General features: G+C 59.3%; 14 protein-coding genes. All 14 read left to right on the forward strand.

The window, feature by feature from the left end; all coding sequences use genetic code 11:
• Positions 1-179: 179 nt before the first annotated feature.
• The 14 genes from B0E33_RS05565 (at position 180) to B0E33_RS05630 (ending at position 16,074) form a co-directional block, all read left to right on the forward strand.
• The gene (locus B0E33_RS05565; RefSeq protein ID WP_077290651.1) at positions 180-1,175 is read left to right on the forward strand and encodes an L-threonylcarbamoyladenylate synthase; all 996 of its coding nucleotides are present in this window, start codon (positions 180-182) and stop codon (positions 1,173-1,175) included.
• Between the two features lie 838 nt (positions 1,176-2,013).
• Positions 2,014-2,943 carry a histone deacetylase family protein gene (locus B0E33_RS05570; protein WP_201030423.1) on the forward strand — a complete coding sequence of 310 codons (930 nt, stop codon included), beginning with the start codon at positions 2,014-2,016 and terminating at the stop codon, positions 2,941-2,943.
• Between the two features lie 139 nt (positions 2,944-3,082).
• On the forward strand, positions 3,083-3,331 hold the full coding sequence (locus B0E33_RS05575; RefSeq protein WP_006933521.1) for an exodeoxyribonuclease VII small subunit: 249 nt from the start codon (positions 3,083-3,085) through the stop codon (positions 3,329-3,331).
• Positions 3,332-3,784: 453 nt separating this feature from the next.
• The gene (locus tag B0E33_RS05580; RefSeq protein WP_156912346.1) at positions 3,785-4,951 is read left to right on the forward strand and encodes a helix-turn-helix transcriptional regulator; all 1,167 of its coding nucleotides are present in this window, start codon (positions 3,785-3,787) and stop codon (positions 4,949-4,951) included.
• 346 nt (positions 4,952-5,297) lie between these two features.
• On the forward strand, positions 5,298-7,259 hold the full coding sequence (dxs, locus tag B0E33_RS05585; protein WP_055658032.1) for a 1-deoxy-D-xylulose-5-phosphate synthase: 1,962 nt from the start codon (positions 5,298-5,300) through the stop codon (positions 7,257-7,259).
• 225 nt (positions 7,260-7,484) lie between these two features.
• Positions 7,485-8,918, forward strand: coding sequence for an MFS transporter (locus B0E33_RS05590; RefSeq protein WP_208997766.1), 1,434 nt, complete (start codon positions 7,485-7,487; stop codon positions 8,916-8,918).
• Positions 8,919-9,441: 523 nt separating this feature from the next.
• On the forward strand, positions 9,442-9,960 hold the full coding sequence (locus B0E33_RS05600) for a copper chaperone PCu(A)C (RefSeq protein WP_023001863.1): 519 nt from the start codon (positions 9,442-9,444) through the stop codon (positions 9,958-9,960).
• Positions 9,961-10,083: 123 nt separating this feature from the next.
• Positions 10,084-10,710: an SCO family protein gene (locus tag B0E33_RS05605; protein ID WP_075283310.1), complete on the forward strand. Its 627-nt coding sequence runs from the start codon at positions 10,084-10,086 to the stop codon at positions 10,708-10,710.
• Positions 10,711-10,738: 28 nt separating this feature from the next.
• Positions 10,739-10,873, forward strand: coding sequence for a hypothetical protein (locus B0E33_RS31495; RefSeq protein ID WP_006933515.1), 135 nt, complete (start codon positions 10,739-10,741; stop codon positions 10,871-10,873).
• Positions 10,874-10,880: 7 nt separating this feature from the next.
• Positions 10,881-11,621 (forward strand): TlyA family RNA methyltransferase, encoded by a 741-nt coding sequence (locus tag B0E33_RS05610; protein WP_077290655.1) that lies wholly within the window; start codon positions 10,881-10,883, stop codon positions 11,619-11,621.
• A 127-nt stretch (positions 11,622-11,748) separates the two neighbouring features.
• Positions 11,749-12,981 (forward strand): class I SAM-dependent RNA methyltransferase, encoded by a 1,233-nt coding sequence (locus B0E33_RS05615; protein WP_077290656.1) that lies wholly within the window; start codon positions 11,749-11,751, stop codon positions 12,979-12,981.
• Between the two features lie 14 nt (positions 12,982-12,995).
• Complete coding sequence (locus B0E33_RS05620; RefSeq protein WP_077290657.1) at positions 12,996-14,105, forward strand: class I SAM-dependent methyltransferase; 1,110 nt, start codon at positions 12,996-12,998, stop codon at positions 14,103-14,105.
• Between the two features lie 71 nt (positions 14,106-14,176).
• The gene (gene ribB / locus B0E33_RS05625) at positions 14,177-15,496 is read left to right on the forward strand and encodes a 3,4-dihydroxy-2-butanone-4-phosphate synthase (protein ID WP_031269683.1); all 1,320 of its coding nucleotides are present in this window, start codon (positions 14,177-14,179) and stop codon (positions 15,494-15,496) included.
• 23 nt (positions 15,497-15,519) lie between these two features.
• Positions 15,520-16,074, forward strand: a complete 555-nt coding sequence (locus B0E33_RS05630; protein ID WP_077290658.1) for a hypothetical protein — start codon at positions 15,520-15,522, stop codon at positions 16,072-16,074.
• The last annotated feature ends 127 nt before the right edge of the window (positions 16,075-16,201 follow it).

The following is a 16,201-nucleotide window of genomic DNA, read 5'->3' on the forward strand; positions in this document are numbered from 1 at the left end:
TGACGTTAACGTCAACCCGTATCGCAGCGGCAGGTCATCGTCTTTTTGGTCAATTGCGGAAATGACATGTCCGGTCGGCTCGCGCCCTTCCGGAACTCATTGTACCGTCACTGTCGGAACCGAAATCGTCGCACATCCGGGCAGCTCTCGACTGCAGGATACGCAAGCGAGTGAGGCACATGCGGACTTGGACGCTCGACATCGCGGCACCTGACTGGAAGGAAGCGCCTGAAGCAGATGCGGTGTGCGCTGCGCTGATGGCGGGTGATCTTGTGGCGGTTCCAACCGAAACCGTTTACGGCCTTGCCGCCGATGCCACCAACGGCACGGCCTGTGCGAAGATTTTTGCCGCCAAGGGCAGGCCCCAGTTCAATCCGCTCATCTCCCACGTCCAGACGCTGGATGCAGCACTGGAACATGGTGTTTTCAACGAACGCGCACTTGCACTGGCTGAAGCCTTCTGGCCCGGCCCCTTGACGCTGGTCGTGCCCAAACGCCCGGCCTCCCCGATTTCCGATCTGGCCACTGCCGGACTTCAGACTGTTGCGCTTCGGGTGCCGGTCGGTCCGGTGATGCGATTTCTGGCAGAAAAGACCGGCAGGCCTCTCGCCGCGCCAAGCGCAAACCGCTCGGGCAAGATCAGTCCGACGCGCGCAGAGGACGTCGTTGCCGATCTCGGCCCTTCGCTCAGCTTCGTCATTGATGCGGGCGCTTGTGCCGTCGGTATAGAATCCACCATTGTCGGCCTGGTTGACGGCACACCGCGCCTGTTGCGGCCAGGCGGCCTTGCTCGCGAGGACATCGAACGCGTACTTGGCCAATCGCTGCAAGGCGCCAGCCCCGACATGCGGCCGGACGCTCCCGCGGCCCCCGGTATGTTGACGTCTCACTATGCCCCCGACGCTGCGATGATACTGAACGCCAGCGAGGTGAATGCCACAGACGGACTGCTCTCCTTCGGGGCTGATCGTTTGCCAGGAGCTGATAGTGCACAGGCCGAATTCAACCTGAGCCCGGCCGGTGACCTTGCCGAAGCTGCCGCAAATCTGTTTCGCGCCATGCGATTTCTGGACGCCAAGGGTGTCCGCGTCATCAAGGTGCAGTTTATCCCCAGCTTTGGATTGGGCGAAGCGATCAACGATCGGCTGCGCCGTGCGGCGGCACCACGCGACTGACCCCGACCAACGCTTGCGATGGAATGAGCCGGCTAAATTTATCCGGCAATGTTTTGGCGCATTCTGCGGCACCAAAACAAAAGGCCTTAAAAAACAGCAACTCGGAAGCAGGCGCTAAAATTCAAGCTGAATCCGGATCGCCTTAAGTTAACCGAAGAGAGACGCAAGTTTCCGCTTTAACGGACAAGCAACCGTCGCCCTCGCAACTCGATTTTGGTTAAGCAAACCATACAATATCTATCGAGATACGACCCTCTACTGCAAACTTATCAACACCATGCCCCAAATGGATTACGGTAAAAAGCTCGCATTCCCTTACTGGAATCACGTAGTTTAAGAATCAGATTTGAGATGCAGCGGACCTCCCCTCGGGCATTGCGGTGCTCGCACCTCGGTAAGGGCCGGCAAAGAGCCGGCCCCTTTTTTTGACCCTCCCCTTCCATGACGCAAGTCCGATCAGCTGAAGCTGAAGCCGGTACACCGGGATGCGTGCGACACTGGCCCAATCTGCTGCCTCATGTACTCACTTGCCTCAAACGCGCTCGATGCGTCTCTCTGCGATGGTGAAAGCTTTCAAGTGAAGTTCAAGTGAAGTCTCCGCTCAGATGGAAGCGTTGCCTCCCTTGATGCGGGACAAGCTCACGTGGAACCGGTATCGGAGTCCAAGTTCAGTCTGACCTGACTTTGTAAAATGCTCCCCCGACCTCCCGGCTTTCCTTTCCGCGGCTCACCAATTTTGCCGCAGTCGTTATTCCAATGCGGGAATTGACAGCCTGTCCGGCAACCGTTCTGATGCAGAGCCGACAAAAGATAACAATCGACCTTCCGGAAACACCCCTTGTCTACCTTGCTTCTGCATCATTCGTCCTATCTCGACCACCTGACACCCGTGGGGCATCCGGAGCGACCAGACCGGATCCGGGCGATCGACAGGATCCTGGAGCACGAAAAATTCCAGTCCGTGGAACGCGACCTCGCCCCCATGGGAACCGTTGAGGACATCGCCCGCGCCCACCCGATGAGCTACGTCGACCAGATCCACCGGCTGGCGCCGGCGGAAGGAACAGCCCGGGTTGATGCGGACACCACCATGTCGCCCGGCACCTGGGAAGCAGCGCTTCGCGGCGTTGGCGGTGCATGCCGTGCGGTCGACGAGGTCTTGACGAAAAAGGTCAACAACGCCTTTTCCGCGTCCCGCCCGCCTGGCCACCACGCGGAAAAAGACCGCGCCATGGGCTTCTGCTTTTTCAACAACGCTGCGGTTGCCGCGCGTTATGCGCAGGCAAAGTTCGGACTGGAGCGGGTGGCCATCGTCGATTTCGACGTTCACCACGGCAACGGCACGCAGGACATTTTCTGGGACGATCCCACGGTAATGTATTGTTCTACCCACCAGATGCCGCTCTATCCGGGCTCGGGGGCCGCCTCGGAGACCGGAGAAGCCAACACGATCGTGAATGCACCTCTGGCCCCGGGGGAGGATGGAACCGGCTTCAAGGAAGCGTTCGAAGTCCTGTTGCTGCCTCGCCTCAATCACTTCGCGCCGGAGTTGGTCATCGTTTCCGCAGGTTTCGATGCGCACATGCGCGACCCGCTTGGGGGCCTTAATCTGGTCGAAGCCGACTTTGCCTGGGCAACGCGGGCGCTGATGGACGTTGCCGATGCCCACAGCAACGGTCACCTGATCTCCGTCCTTGAAGGCGGATACGATCTCGAGGGCCTGGCGCGATCGGTCGCAGCCCATGTCATGACGTTGATGACGGGTTAAGCGATCCCGCTTCGGCGCAGCAAGACCGAAAAGCACGGGGATGACCGTCTGAAGGCCCAAATGAAACCTTGACCTTCGGCCCTCAGACCGCAAGTTTCCCTCAAGACCAGATGCCATCCAGACAAACGGAATCCGACCGATGACCGATGCTGCCAACGATATTGCCGGCCTTTCCTTTGAAGAAGCGCTGAAGCAGTTGGAAACCATTGTGCGGGAACTCGAGCAGGGGAACGTACCGCTGGAGCGAAGCATCGACATGTACGAACGCGGTGATGCGCTGCGCAAACATTGCGACACACTCCTGAAATCGGCGGAAGCGAAGGTCGAGAAGATCCAACTGGGTCAAAATGGCGAAGCCAGCGGCACCGAAGCACTCGACCCGCAGTAATCCGACAAGGTCATTTTCCAGTCCGACCAGACGCCATACAGTCAGATTGCAGTCAGAACAGCCTTGAAACGTGACCTGTTCAACCGGCAGACGCTTTTAGCTTACGTCATCCCTCATCGTTTTGACCGGCTTGCGGCTGCCCCACCACCATCCGGAGCAACGCAGACTTTACGAGCGCGTCGCCTCGTTGAAGTGTCGACCACCTTTATCCAGACGACGGCGTCAACTACGTCCAATTTAGCTGTACAAGCCGACATTCACTTTGTTCATTTTAAAGTAAGTTCAAGTTCCGCCCTGATCCTGACACAATAAATTTCATACTGTTCAACGATCATTCTGTCATTCGTACGCTAGGTTATCATTGGTGTATTTATTGCCATTTATTCGATAATTTGATAAATCTATTGTCAAATAGAACCCTGACAATGTAATCATTAATAGACGCAGCAGAGCATGCCGGCACTCAGCCAACGCGACCACATAGAACTACTTATGCAGATGCTCAAGCGCCCGCTACAACCTGAAGGTTGGCCCCCGGTACTGAACTTCATCGACGGCAAACTGAACTGCAGAACCTTTCTTGCTGAATACGATGGAGACGGGACGCCGTTAAGGTCCCTGGGCGGTGAAGAGCAGGCCAGAGAGCTCGCGACCCTTTTGAGCCGCATTGAAACGGTGAACGGCAACACCGCATTTCAGTTCCTACGCACCGAAGCCTCCCCGCTTTACCCCTATTCAAAGACATCCTTGGCGAACCATCGACAGACGGCATCCGACCCCGCCACCGGATCGCAGGAAACTTCGCACCCAGATGCGGATATGGCAGGCAACTGGCTGAAAAATGCTCCCGGGCTGGTTACCCCAGTCAGGCGCACTGCAGACGCTTCCGTCCTTTTTGGCTGCCTTTTCAGAGGATACAGTACTGAAAGGATTGACGCGGACCGGGCCAGTGCAACCTTTCACACCCTTGTCAGCGCGCTGCTGCCCGCACTCGATCTGCATTTCCAACTGGAAAAACAACGGCTCGAAAACCAGCTCCGGGAATTGATGCTCTTGGAACAGGACAGCGCTGCGGTTCTTGTCGACGCTAACCGGGTGATACTTGCCGAAACGTCCGAAGGGTTGGAAAGATTGAACGAACTGGATATCGCCCTCCGTCGGCAGCGACACCTGGCGATCAACAGCAGACGCCTTGAGATTGCCCTCCAGGAACAACTGGCGACATTCGAAGAAGGTGGCATCGCAGACCCGACAAGCGTCCTTTTTTGTCCCGCACCCGAGAGCGGACTTGTCTGCCGGGTGTCGCTGGAGACCGTTTCCTGCCCAAGCCTGACGCCGGACGCCTGCGCACAACCTTTGTTTTTGATCCGCACGACAACATCAAAGGACCCTCCGGATGAGGTCGAGATTTGCCTTCAGGACCATTACGAGCTTTCACATTCCGAAGCACGCCTGGCCTGGCATCTGACCATGACCGGCGCACTGAGCACCACGATCCAGGATCTCGGCATCACGCAGAACACAGCAAAAACACACCTGCGACGGATATACGAAAAGACCGGAGCGCACACACAACTTCAACTCGCACGGCTCGTCCACCGGATAGCCCGTCTGTTTTGAAAATATTCTGGGGCGGGGCATTTTGCGTTGAAGCCACTTGCTATCATTGTTGTTTCAGCAACCGGAAAGCGGCCCAAGCATAAAAAAATGGAGCCGTGGATTACGACTCCCAGTTGATCACTGTGCACGTGGCCCCATCGACCACACACAATCCGTAGGCCAGTTCTGATTTTTTTGCATCACCCAAAGGGGTGATTGCGCGTATTTTCACTAAAAATTGCACGGTTTCTGCCAAACACCGTCTTAAGTCTTTTGGGGCGAAGACGTGGTAAATTTTCGACCGAAATCATGAGGCCAATTTGGCGCATACCCCCTGCCCGATTTGCGCCCTATATCCGGTTGGTGTATGCCTGCCCGCCATGTTTCAAATCGTGGAGCTATCTCCAGAGTGACTTCCAAGCTCGATACCCCGCTTCTTGACAAGGTCAAGTCCCCGGCCGATCTGCGCCTGCTCGATGAAAGCGAACTCAAGCAGCTCGCCGAAGAGTTGCGTGCGGAAACGATTGACGCCGTGTCGATTACTGGCGGACACCTGGGCGCCGGGCTTGGCGTCGTGGAACTTACTGTCGCGCTGCACTACGTGTTCAACACACCGGAAGACAAGCTCATCTGGGACGTCGGCCACCAGTGCTATCCGCACAAGATCCTGACGGAACGCCGCGACCGCATTCGCACGCTTCGCCAAGGCGATGGCCTGTCCGGCTTCACGAAACGCGCCGAAAGCGACTTTGACCCGTTTGGTGCAGCCCATTCCTCGACGTCGATCTCGGCAGGCCTCGGCATGGCCGCCGGACGGGATCTGAAGGGCGGAAACAATAACGTCATAGCGGTGATCGGTGACGGCGCCATGTCCGCCGGCATGGCCTACGAGGCGATGAACAACGCCGGCCATCTCGGCTCTCGCCTTATCGTCATCCTGAACGACAACGACATGTCCATTGCGCCGCCGGTCGGCGCCATGTCCGCCTATCTGGCCAGGCTCGTTTCAGGCCCGACCTACCAGACCCTGCGCGATGCGGCCAAGAACCTGGTGAAGAACCTGCCCAAACCCATGTTCGAAAAGGCGGCCCGGGCTGAAGAATATGCCCGCGGGTTCTGGACGGGCGGCACGCTGTTCGAGGAACTCGGTTTCTATTATGTCGGTCCGGTGGACGGTCATAACCTGGAACACCTGCTGCCTGTTCTGAAGAATGTCCGCGACACCCACCATGGCCCGATCCTGATCCATGCGGTCACGCAGAAGGGCAAGGGTTATGCTCCTGCCGAAGGGGCCAAGGACAAGTATCACGGCGTTGCCAAGTTTGATGTCGTCACCGGCAAGCAGTCCAAGCCGAAGGCCAATGCACCCAGCTACACCAACGTCTTTGCGACGTCCTTGATCAAGGAAGCGGAAACGGACGACAAGGTGGTCGCGATTACAGCTGCCATGCCGGACGGAACAGGCCTTGATCTGTTCGGCGAAGCCTATCCGAAACGCACCTTCGACGTCGGTATCGCCGAACAGCACGCGGTCACTTTTGCCGCGGGTCTTGCCACCGAAGGCTTCAAGCCCTTCTGCGCGATTTACTCCACATTCCTGCAGCGCGCCTATGATCAGGTTGTCCACGATGTGGCGATCCAGGGTCTGCCGGTGCGTTTCCCGATTGACCGTGCAGGCCTCGTTGGTGCGGATGGCCCGACCCATGCCGGCGCTTTCGACACCGCTTTCCTGACCTGCCTTCCCGGCTTTGTCGTCATGGCGGCTTCGGACGAAGTGGAGCTGCGCCACATGGTGGCAACTGCCGTTGCCTATGACGAAGGCCCGATCTCCTTCCGCTATCCTCGCGGTGAAGGTGTCGGCCTGGAGATGCCGGAACGCGGCAGCGTGCTTGAAATCGGCAAGGGTGTCATCCGCAGGGAGGGCACCAAGGTTGCCCTTCTCAACTTCGGTGGCCGCATGAGCGAATGCCTCAAGGCGGCGGACGAACTGGATGCGGCCGGTCTTTCGACCACAGTTGCAGATGCCCGCTTCGCAAAGCCGCTCGACATGGACATGATCCGCCGTCTTGCCCGCGAACATGAAGTTCTCGTGATGATCGAAGAAGGCTCCGCCGGTGGTTTCGGCAGCCATGTGCTGACCCGGCTTGCCGAGGAAGGTTTGCTGGACAATGGACTGAAAGTGCGTGCCCTTGCCTTGCCGGATGCCTATCTCGACCACGACAAGCCGGACCTGATGTATGCCCGGGCAGGCCTCACCTGCGACGGCATCCTGAAGACCGTCTTCACCGCACTCGGAACGGCCTCCGTCAGCGCGCCGCAACGCGCCTGACCGGTCTTCAGGTCACCGGCTCCAGCACGCGGCATACTGTAATGGACAAAGTCGATTGGGGAGCGGGTTTCAAACCTGATTGACACAGGCCGCCATACCTGAAAAGGCTGGTCGAAAGAAACAGACGCGTCGGATCAATCCGGCGCTTTTGTTTTATTTCTGGAGCACGATACCGGCCGCGACGCTTCTGTTGGAGCTGCGGCGATCCATCGTCAGGATGCAGCCATGGCTCAGACCCTTCTTTCCGTGTCCGCTCTCTTGTTGTCCGTTGCCCTGCTCATATTCGGGCACGGTCTGCAGACGACACTGCTGCCGCTGGCCGCCGAACGGTTTTACTTCACCGACTTCGAAATCGGTCTGGTCTCTTCGGCCTATTTCTTCGGCATGGTGCTTGGCTGTCTCGGCGCACCTCTGGTGATCATGCGGGCCGGGCACATTCGCGCCTTTGCCGCACTTGTTTCGCTGATGTCGGCCGCCGCCATCCTGCATCCCGTGCTTATCGACCCCTATGCCTGGATGATCATCCGCATGATCTCCGGCTTCAGTCTTGCCGGCTTCTACATGATCGTCGAAAGCTGGCTCAACGAAAGCGCGTCCAACGAGAACCGCGGCACGGTGATGTCGTTTTACATCGTCATCCTGTTCGGTGCCCTGATGCTGGGCCAGATCTCGATCGCGTCGATGAATATTGCCGATTTCATCCCGTTCGCGATTGCCTCGGTGATGGTGTCCCTTGCGGTGATGCCCGTTTCGCTGACCACCTCGACCCAACCTGCACCGATCACGCTGGTGCGGTTCCAGCCCGTCAAGCTCTACAAGAACTCCCCTGCCGCCTTCATCGGCGTGCTGTTTATCGGCAGTTCGCAAGGAGCCCTGCTGACGCTGTCTTCGCTCTACGGGTCCCAGATCGGCCTCTCGACCAAGGAAGCCGCCTTTTATGCGGCGGCCATCGTCGGCGGCGGGCTTATCGCACAGTGGCCCGTTGGGCGTTTGTCCGACCGCATTGACCGGCGCCTTGTGATCGCAGGGCTCGGGATCGCAACCGCTGCCGTTTCGGCAGCTATCGTGTTCTTCTCGCCGAAGGACTTCACGATTGCCATACTGAGCGCCGTGGCCGTGGGCATGGTCGTCCAACCGCTTTATGCAATCGCGGTTGCGCACGCCTTCGACCACGCGGCCGCTGAAGATTTTGTCGCCACGTCGTCCGGCATGCTGCTGTCGTTCGGTATCGGATCAATCATCGGGCCGCTGGCCGCCTCCATGATCATGAGCAACACCGGCCCATCCGGGCTCTACATCATGATCATTGGGGCCAATATCCTGATGGTGATCTTCATCCTTGCCCGCGTCCTGACCCGTCAGGCACCGACAGCAGAAGAAAAGACCGACTTCGAATACGCTTCCACGGCACAGGTCGGTTCGGTTATCTCCGCTGAACCGCTGGATGCAGCAGCAGAAGAATACGTCATCGCGCCTGAAGATTTCCCCGCCTACGAAGACGACATCTACAATTTCGAATCGTCATCCGATGCAGAGGCAGGGGCAGAGGCAGAGGCAGAGGCAGAGGCAGAGGCAGAGGAAAACAACGCGTCCGCTGAAGGTGCCGCAACGGATGAAGCTCCGGATGCGACTGCAGACAAGACAACTCCAAAGAGCTGACACCGCCACTCGGCGGGTGACAGGCCTCAGCCCATGCACCTGCGCGGTTTCGCCCCTCGACACGGCATTCCAACCGGCTTATAGCCGCTAGCATGAATGCGCGCGTCACAAAGCTGCAACAGCTAAGGCAGGAGCGCCACCCTCTGGTGGCGCTGGCAACCCTTGCCTTTGCAATGCGGCTTGTTCTGCTGGTTCTCGCCAGCGCGCTGACGCCGGACGCAGCTGTTGCCGCGGGCCTTACCAGTCTCTGCCAGCCCTCCGGGCAGGAACAAAACCTTCCTGGACCGCACAACCCGCTGACCTGCCAATGCGGCCCGGTCTGTGCTCATGGCTGTGCTATCGCGCCCTGCCTTGCAGGTGCTTTCGCCCCTCTGAATCTGTCGCCCGAAATTTCCGCCACTGAACGCGTTCCGGCAGGGCAACAGGCTGTGCTGGCGCCTCCTCATCGAGCCACCGCCATCAGGGCTCCCCCTTCCTTGATCTGAAAAAGCTTCCAACTTCTCAGACCTCAAGGAATAGTATTATGAAACTCTGGAAATCCGTTGCGGCCGCGGCCGCCCTTTCGCTTGTCTCCCTGTCCGCCCTTGCCAGTGACTACAAGGTTGGTGAACTGACCCTGACCCAACCCTGGACCCGTGCGACTCCGCCCAAAGCAAAGGCCGGTGGCGGTTTCGTCGAGATCGTCAACAACGGCACCGACACTGACCGCCTTGTCGCGGTCAGTTCAGATGTTGCCGCGAAGGTGGAAATCCACGAGATGGCAGTCACCGACGGCGTGATGAAAATGCGCAAGATGGAAAATGGCATCGACATCCCGGCTGGCGAAACGGTTGCGCTTCAACCGGGCGGCTTCCACATCATGTTCATGGGCCTGAACCAATCCTTCGAAGAAGGCACCAGCATTCCGGTTGTCCTGACCTTCGAAAAGGCCGGGGACGTTGCCATCGAACTTCCAGTTGCCAAGATGGGCGCCAAGGCACCTGATGGCGAAGCTGCGCATGGTGCGATGGACCACAGCAAGATGGATCACGGCAAGAACTAAGCCCCGTCAGCGGGCGTTGCCTCGGCGAAGACGCAACGCCAGCAATTTCTTTTCCAAGCGCCAGAGCCGCCAGCCCGTCTCGAAGCCGGCACTGAAGGCTCTGGCCAAAGCAGGACGAAACCGATGTCTGGTTTGAAACTCTTCCGGTATGTGGCCTGGGCTGCTGTTGCCGTGCTCGCTGTCGTGTCCGGTGTTCTGGTCTATCAGCAGACTGCCGGCAACAAGGGCACCGGTGCCTTGATCGAGCCGCTTGCGGCCATTGGCGGCCCGTTCGAACTTGTCAGCGGCACCGGCGAAACGGTGACCGACGAGACCTTCTCCACCAAGCCGACAGTGATGTTCTTCGGCTTTACCTTCTGTCCGGACGTCTGCCCGACCACCCTTTCCGAACTTCAGGGCTGGATGGCTGAACTCGGACCGGATGCGGACAAGCTCAACTATGCTTTCGTCACTGTGGATCCGGAACGCGATACGCCCGAAGTCATGCGTGACTATGTCTGGGCATTCGACAAGCGTATAGTTCCGCTGACCGGTTCGCGGGAACAGATCGATGCGATGCTGAAGGCCTATCGGGTCTACTCCAAGAAGGTGCCACTTGACGATGGCGACTATACGATGGACCATTCCGCTGCCGTCTACCTGATGAGCGCCGACAACAAGTTCGTCGGTACCATTGCCTATGGCGAGGCGGAGGAAAATGCCCTGAAGAAGCTGCGCAGGCTGATCGACAACGCACCTGCCTCTTCCTGAGACAAGTATCTGGAGCAAGCCGGACACGATGCGTATGCCGCTGTTCATGGGACTGACCGCCGGCGCGACGGGCCTCGTCGCGCTTTCGGCGTTTCTGTGGCTATATGCCGGTGAACGGGTTTATGCCGACCGCCTGATCTCGGCAATCGCCGGCTGCTTCTGAAGACCGCATGTCCAAACAACGCCTCGACCAGCATCTCGTTGATACGGGTGTCTTTCCAAGCCGCGCACGGGCGCGTGACGCAATCCTGCGCGGAACGGTGAGTGTCGATGGTCATCTATGCACCAAACCGGCGCAGAAAACTTCGGCAGACGCCAGCATCACGGTTAAAGATCCCGCTTCCGGTTATGTAAGCCGGGCCGCGCTGAAGCTGATCGAAGGCCTCGACCGGTTCACGGTCGACCCCGCAGGCCGGATCTGCCTCGATATTGGCGCGTCCACAGGCGGATTTACCCAGGTTCTGCTGGAACGTGGGGCCAAAAAGGTTCACGCCATCGATGTCGGGCATGGTCAGTTGCACGACAGTCTGAAGTCACACCCGAAGGTGGCCGCGCGCGACGGCCTCAACGCCCGGGACCTGACCTCACAGGACCTTGGAGGAGACGCCCCGGCTCTGCTTGTCTCGGATGTCAGCTTCATCTCGCTAAAGCTTGCCCTTCCTCCCGCTCTTGCGCTGGCTGCACCGGGTGCTGAAGGCGTCTTTCTGGTGAAGCCGCAATTCGAGGCGGGCAAGGACAAAATCGGCAAAGGCGGCCTGGTCGATCCGGAAATTGCCGAAGAGACCGCAAAATCCCTACAGATGTGGTTGGACACCATTCCCGCCTGGCAGGCAGGCGACCTCGTCCCCTCGCCGGTCAAGGGTGGTGACGGCAATGCGGAATGGTTGCTCTACGGAAAGAAAGCCGGTTGAGGGCTGTCGCCTTTCATCTCCTTTGACGTCTGGTGAAAGCGCAAAAGCCTGTTTCCATCAAGGGAGCGGAAAGCACGTCCCATGATCAAGACTTGCCCAAACCCCTACTTGGCGTTATCGCTCGCCCATGAGCGAGAGAGAGATTGAAATCACCACGCTCGGTCACCGCGGCGACGGCGTTGCCGAGACGGAGACCGGGCCGATCTACGTGGCCGGGGCCCTGCCCGGGGAAATCGTCCGGGCGAAAGTCGTGGACGGGCGCGCCCAAAAGCATGTGATCGAAAAGCCGTCGCCGGACCGGATCGAACCCGTGTGCCGTCATTACTCCGCCTGCGGCGGCTGTTCCGTACAGCACCTTGCGGAAGAGCCGTACCTTGTCTGGAAAAGCGGGCTTGTCGAAAAGGCCTTGCGCGACCGTGGCATCGAGACCGAAGTTTCCGGGACGATAGCTGCGACCATGGGGGGGCGACGCCGGGCTGTACTGACGGCCACCCGCGCCGGACGCCACACCTTGCTCGGTTACCATGAAAAGGCCAGCCACAGGCTGGTCGATATCGCCGAATGCCCGGTGCTCGACCCGGTCATCGTTGAAGCGCTGCCCGGTCTCAAGTCCCTCGCCTCGGAAGTGCTTCCGAAAAAGGGTGAACTGCGGATGACCGTTCTGGTAACGACCACCGGTCTGGATGTGGCCCTCGACAAGGCCGACAAGGGATACGAGCGCAAGATCCCGGCCCTGTCGCAAAAGGTCGTCGATCAGAACCTTGCGCGGCTTTCGGTCAACGGTGAAGTCATTCTGGAGTTGCGCCCGCCGCTGCTCGACATGGGCGGCATCGGCATTGTTGCCGCGCCCGGCGGGTTTGCCCAGGCGACGCTGGCAGCGGAACATGCGCTTTCCAAGCTGGTAATTGACGGTGTCGGCAAGGCCAAGACAATTGCAGATCTCTTCTCCGGCGTCGGCACATTCGCGCTCAGGCTCGGCCGACAGGCAAATGTGCATGCGGTCGAAGGCGATGCTGCGGCACTGGCCGCCTTTGACAAGGCCCTGCGCAAACCCCAAGGCCTGAAGAAGGTAACCTTTGAACGGCGAGACCTGTCACGCAGGCCGCTGGTGAAGGAAGAGCTGGAGCCTTACGACGCCGTGGTTTTCGACCCGCCGCGCGCAGGCGCTCAAGCCCAGGCAGAGCAACTGGCGCTATCCAAGGTCAAGACGATTGTTGCCGTCTCCTGCAATCCGGCGACGCTTGCCCGGGATCTGCGCATCCTGCTCGACGGCGGTTACGTGCTGCAAAGCGTCACACCAGTGGACCAGTTCCACTATTCGCCCCATATTGAAGCAGTGGCGGTGTTGACCAGACCTTGATCAGGGAGTGAGCCATGAGCGCGGCGGATGAGGAATTCGGACCTGTCAAAGGAACCCGCAGCCTGCCGCCGCTCCTGAGCCTTGCCCGGCGAACGCGCTATGCGCTTTACCAGGGCAGCCGGGTCGCGCTCTACACCCTTCATTCCGAAGCCATGCGGCGGATGAACCGGGACCTCCAGAAACAGCTTCCGGAAACGCCGAAGGTGGTGCCGACCGGCCCGGTGCCGAGCCAGCGGCGCATGCTGTCGGACATCGTCAAGCTGTTTGCGGATGATCTGAAGTCCGTCGAGGACGGGATTTATCCGCTGCCTTCCGATGGCACCATGACGCCGGGCGAGCTGATCGCGACCAGCCGTGCCTTCTTCAAGGACGTGCCGGAGGTGGCACGCCGTCGCGCAAGCGGTGCACATCAGGAGGTCAATTCCACCGAGGGGTTTGCCGCAGCACTGCCGCGCTATTACCGGCAGAACTTTCATTTTCAGACCGATGGCTGGCTGTCGGAGGAGAGTGCCAGGCTCTATGACTTCCAGGTGGATGTGCTTTTTTCAGGTGCCACTGCCGCCATGCGTCGACGGGCCCTGGTACCCTTCGCCAGGATCTTGCGCCGCAAGGACCAACGCCACGTTTCGTATCTTGATATCGCCTGCGGCACCGGCGGTCTCTTGCGGCCCGCCCTGGCCGCATTTCCGCGCCTCAAGGGCACGGGGCTCGATCTGTCGGAACCCTATCTGAACGTTGCCCGTGAGCGCCTGCCGTCGCGCCGTGCCGGCTATATTTGCGGCCTGGCCGAAACCCTGCCGTTTGCGGACAATTCTCTCGACGTCGTATCCTGCGTCTTCCTGTTCCATGAACTGCCGCCGAAAATCCGGCGTCAGGTCATCTCGGAGGTCGCACGCGTTCTGAAACCCGGCGGCTCCTTCCTTTTCGTCGACAGCCTGCAAACCGGAGACGTGCCGGAATATGACGGCCTTCTGTCGGTCTTTCCGCAGCTTTTCCACGAGCCCTATTTTACCTCTTATCTCAGCGAAGACCTGACGGGTATCGCCAAGGCGGCAGGGCTCGAAGAGAGCTGGATGGTGCCTGCCTTTGTCTCCCGCGTCGCGGAGTTTATCAAAAGCGACTGATCTTTCAGTATTACTGAAAAATCTCATTCCTTCTCTTGAGACTGAAAACAATCAGGCGTATATCGAACGCCATGAGATTGGATCTATGGCTCTTGCAGACAGGGGAAAGCCGCAGCGCCTTTGCGCGCCGCGCCAACCTGTCGCCTGCCTCCGTAACCGCCCTATGCAATGACCCCAATGTCTGGGTCTCGCGGGATATGGCCCGCAAGATCGCCATTGCCACCAATGGCGCCGTAACCCCCAACGACTTTCTCGGACTGTCTACAACCAAGGAGCATCCCGTGTCCCAGGCCCGTGTCGCAGAAGCAATCCGCGCATTCGAACGTGGAGAAATGGTGGTCGTGACTGACGATGACGACCGCGAGAACGAAGGCGATCTGATTGTTGCCGCCGCCAAGGTCACGCCGGAACAGATGGCCTTTATGGTGCGTCACACCTCAGGCATCATCTGTGCGCCGATGACGGTTGCCCATGCACGGCGCCTGCGTCTTGACCCTATGGTTGCCGAAAATGATGCTCCGCTTGCGACCGCCTTCACCATTTCCGTGGACTACCGCCAGGGTCTGACCACCGGCATTTCGGCCGAAGAGCGCTGCTCTACCGTACGCGCACTTGCAAACCCCAATGTCGGCGCTGACGACTTCGTCCGGCCCGGGCACATCTTCCCGCTGGTGGCCAAGGAAGGCGGTGTCATGATCCGCTCCGGCCATACGGAAGCTGCCGTCGACCTGTGCCGTCTCGCCGGACTGGAGCAGGTTGGCGTCATCAGCGAGCTGGTGAACGACGATGGCACCGTGAAACGCGGCCAGCAGGTTGCCGAGTTTGCAGCCGAGCACGACCTGAAGATGGTTTCCGTTTCCGACCTGATCGCCTGGCGCCAGCGTACCGAGAAACTGGTGGAACGCGTCAACGAACAGCCCGTCGACACGGTTTTCGGCCCGGCCTATGCCACCACCTATTCCACCCCGTATGACCCGATGCACCATCTGGCCATCGTCTACGGCGACATTCTGGACGGCCGCAGCGTGCCGGTGCGCCTGCAACTGGAATCCGTGCTCGATGATGTCTTCGGAGACGTCCAGCCACTCGACCAGATCATGAAACACTTCGCGGATCGCGGCCGGGGTGTCATCGTCTATCTCCGCGAAGGGTCGGTGGGCGTTGCCCGTCAGTCCAAGCGGCCGAGATCCGACTTTGAAGCCGCTGATTCCGAGGAACACAGCTCCGCACAAGCTAGACAGGAACAATGGCGTGAGGTCGGGCTTGGTGCACAGATCCTGAAGGACCTGGGCGTCAGTTCAATTCGCCTGCTGGCCTCCCGTGAGCGTCATTACGTTGGGCTGGAAGGCTTCGACATCAAGATTGACGAAACAGAGATCCTCGACACCTGAGGATCCTTCGGAAGGGGCCTTTCATGGCGGCGAAGAAAGAGGCAGTCAAACAAGAGGAAAACGTGAAGCCGACACCGGTGCCCTTCACCGTCGGCTTTAACCGCAGTCAGAGCGAAAGCATTGTCTACGGCAGCTTCATCCTCGGCATTCTGTTCGCCGTGATCGGGATTGTCGGCAATCTTCCCTTGCTGGCCCTCGCCGCCCTCGCCCCGCTCGCAATTGCCTTCTGGCACTATCCGATGATCGAAAAAGGCAAGCCACAGCTCGGCGCCAACGAAGACGGGCTTTATGTGGAACGCATCGGTTTCATCGACTGGGCCGCAATCCGGATGACGGACGTCAAACGGACGTCCGTCCGCAACATCGAGTTGGTCCGGCTGGACGTCCTCCTGACCCGTTCACTGGATGACGCCGTCACCAAGGCACAGACCTTTCCGGTCTGGAAAAAGTTCATGATGCGCAACTGGAAGCGCACGCCGCGCGAGCATGGCCGGGAGCTGATTGCGATCAACCTCCACACGCTTGCAGCCGACCCGGAAGAAATCCTGAGCCGCATCCGCGCCTTCAAGTTTGTCTGAGATATCGCGGCCCCGGCACCAAGCCGGGCCGCAATTTGTTGGAAGACGACCAAACCAAGCCTGCTCATCATGATCATCCCGGCCGGGCAAAGCCGGAACCGGGATGAGGTGAGACGAGCAGACCCAG

This window comes from Roseibium algicola (genome assembly GCF_001999245.1).
Taxonomy (GTDB): Bacteria; Pseudomonadota; Alphaproteobacteria; order Rhizobiales; family Stappiaceae; genus Roseibium; species Roseibium algicola.

Bases quoted from the DNA above. Each gene is read 5' to 3' on its own strand.
- B0E33_RS05565 (WP_077290651.1), top strand. From the start codon at position 180: ATGCGGACTTGGACGCTCGACATCGCGGCACCTGACTGGAAGGAAGCG.
- B0E33_RS05575 (WP_006933521.1), top strand. From the start codon at position 3,083: ATGACCGATGCTGCCAACGATATTGCCGGCCTTTCCTTTGAAGAAGCG.
- B0E33_RS05580 (WP_156912346.1), top strand. From the start codon at position 3,785: ATGCCGGCACTCAGCCAACGCGACCACATAGAACTACTTATGCAGATG.
- dxs (WP_055658032.1), top strand. From the start codon at position 5,298: ATGCCTGCCCGCCATGTTTCAAATCGTGGAGCTATCTCCAGAGTGACT.
- B0E33_RS05590 (WP_208997766.1), top strand. From the start codon at position 7,485: ATGGCTCAGACCCTTCTTTCCGTGTCCGCTCTCTTGTTGTCCGTTGCC.
- B0E33_RS05600 (WP_023001863.1), top strand. From the start codon at position 9,442: ATGAAACTCTGGAAATCCGTTGCGGCCGCGGCCGCCCTTTCGCTTGTC.
- B0E33_RS05605 (WP_075283310.1), top strand. From the start codon at position 10,084: ATGTCTGGTTTGAAACTCTTCCGGTATGTGGCCTGGGCTGCTGTTGCC.
- B0E33_RS31495 (WP_006933515.1), top strand. From the start codon at position 10,739: ATGCGTATGCCGCTGTTCATGGGACTGACCGCCGGCGCGACGGGCCTC.
- B0E33_RS05610 (WP_077290655.1), top strand. From the start codon at position 10,881: ATGTCCAAACAACGCCTCGACCAGCATCTCGTTGATACGGGTGTCTTT.
- B0E33_RS05615 (WP_077290656.1), top strand. From the start codon at position 11,749: ATGAGCGAGAGAGAGATTGAAATCACCACGCTCGGTCACCGCGGCGAC.
- B0E33_RS05620 (WP_077290657.1), top strand. From the start codon at position 12,996: ATGAGCGCGGCGGATGAGGAATTCGGACCTGTCAAAGGAACCCGCAGC.
- ribB (WP_031269683.1), top strand. From the start codon at position 14,177: ATGAGATTGGATCTATGGCTCTTGCAGACAGGGGAAAGCCGCAGCGCC.
- B0E33_RS05630 (WP_077290658.1), top strand. From the start codon at position 15,520: ATGGCGGCGAAGAAAGAGGCAGTCAAACAAGAGGAAAACGTGAAGCCG.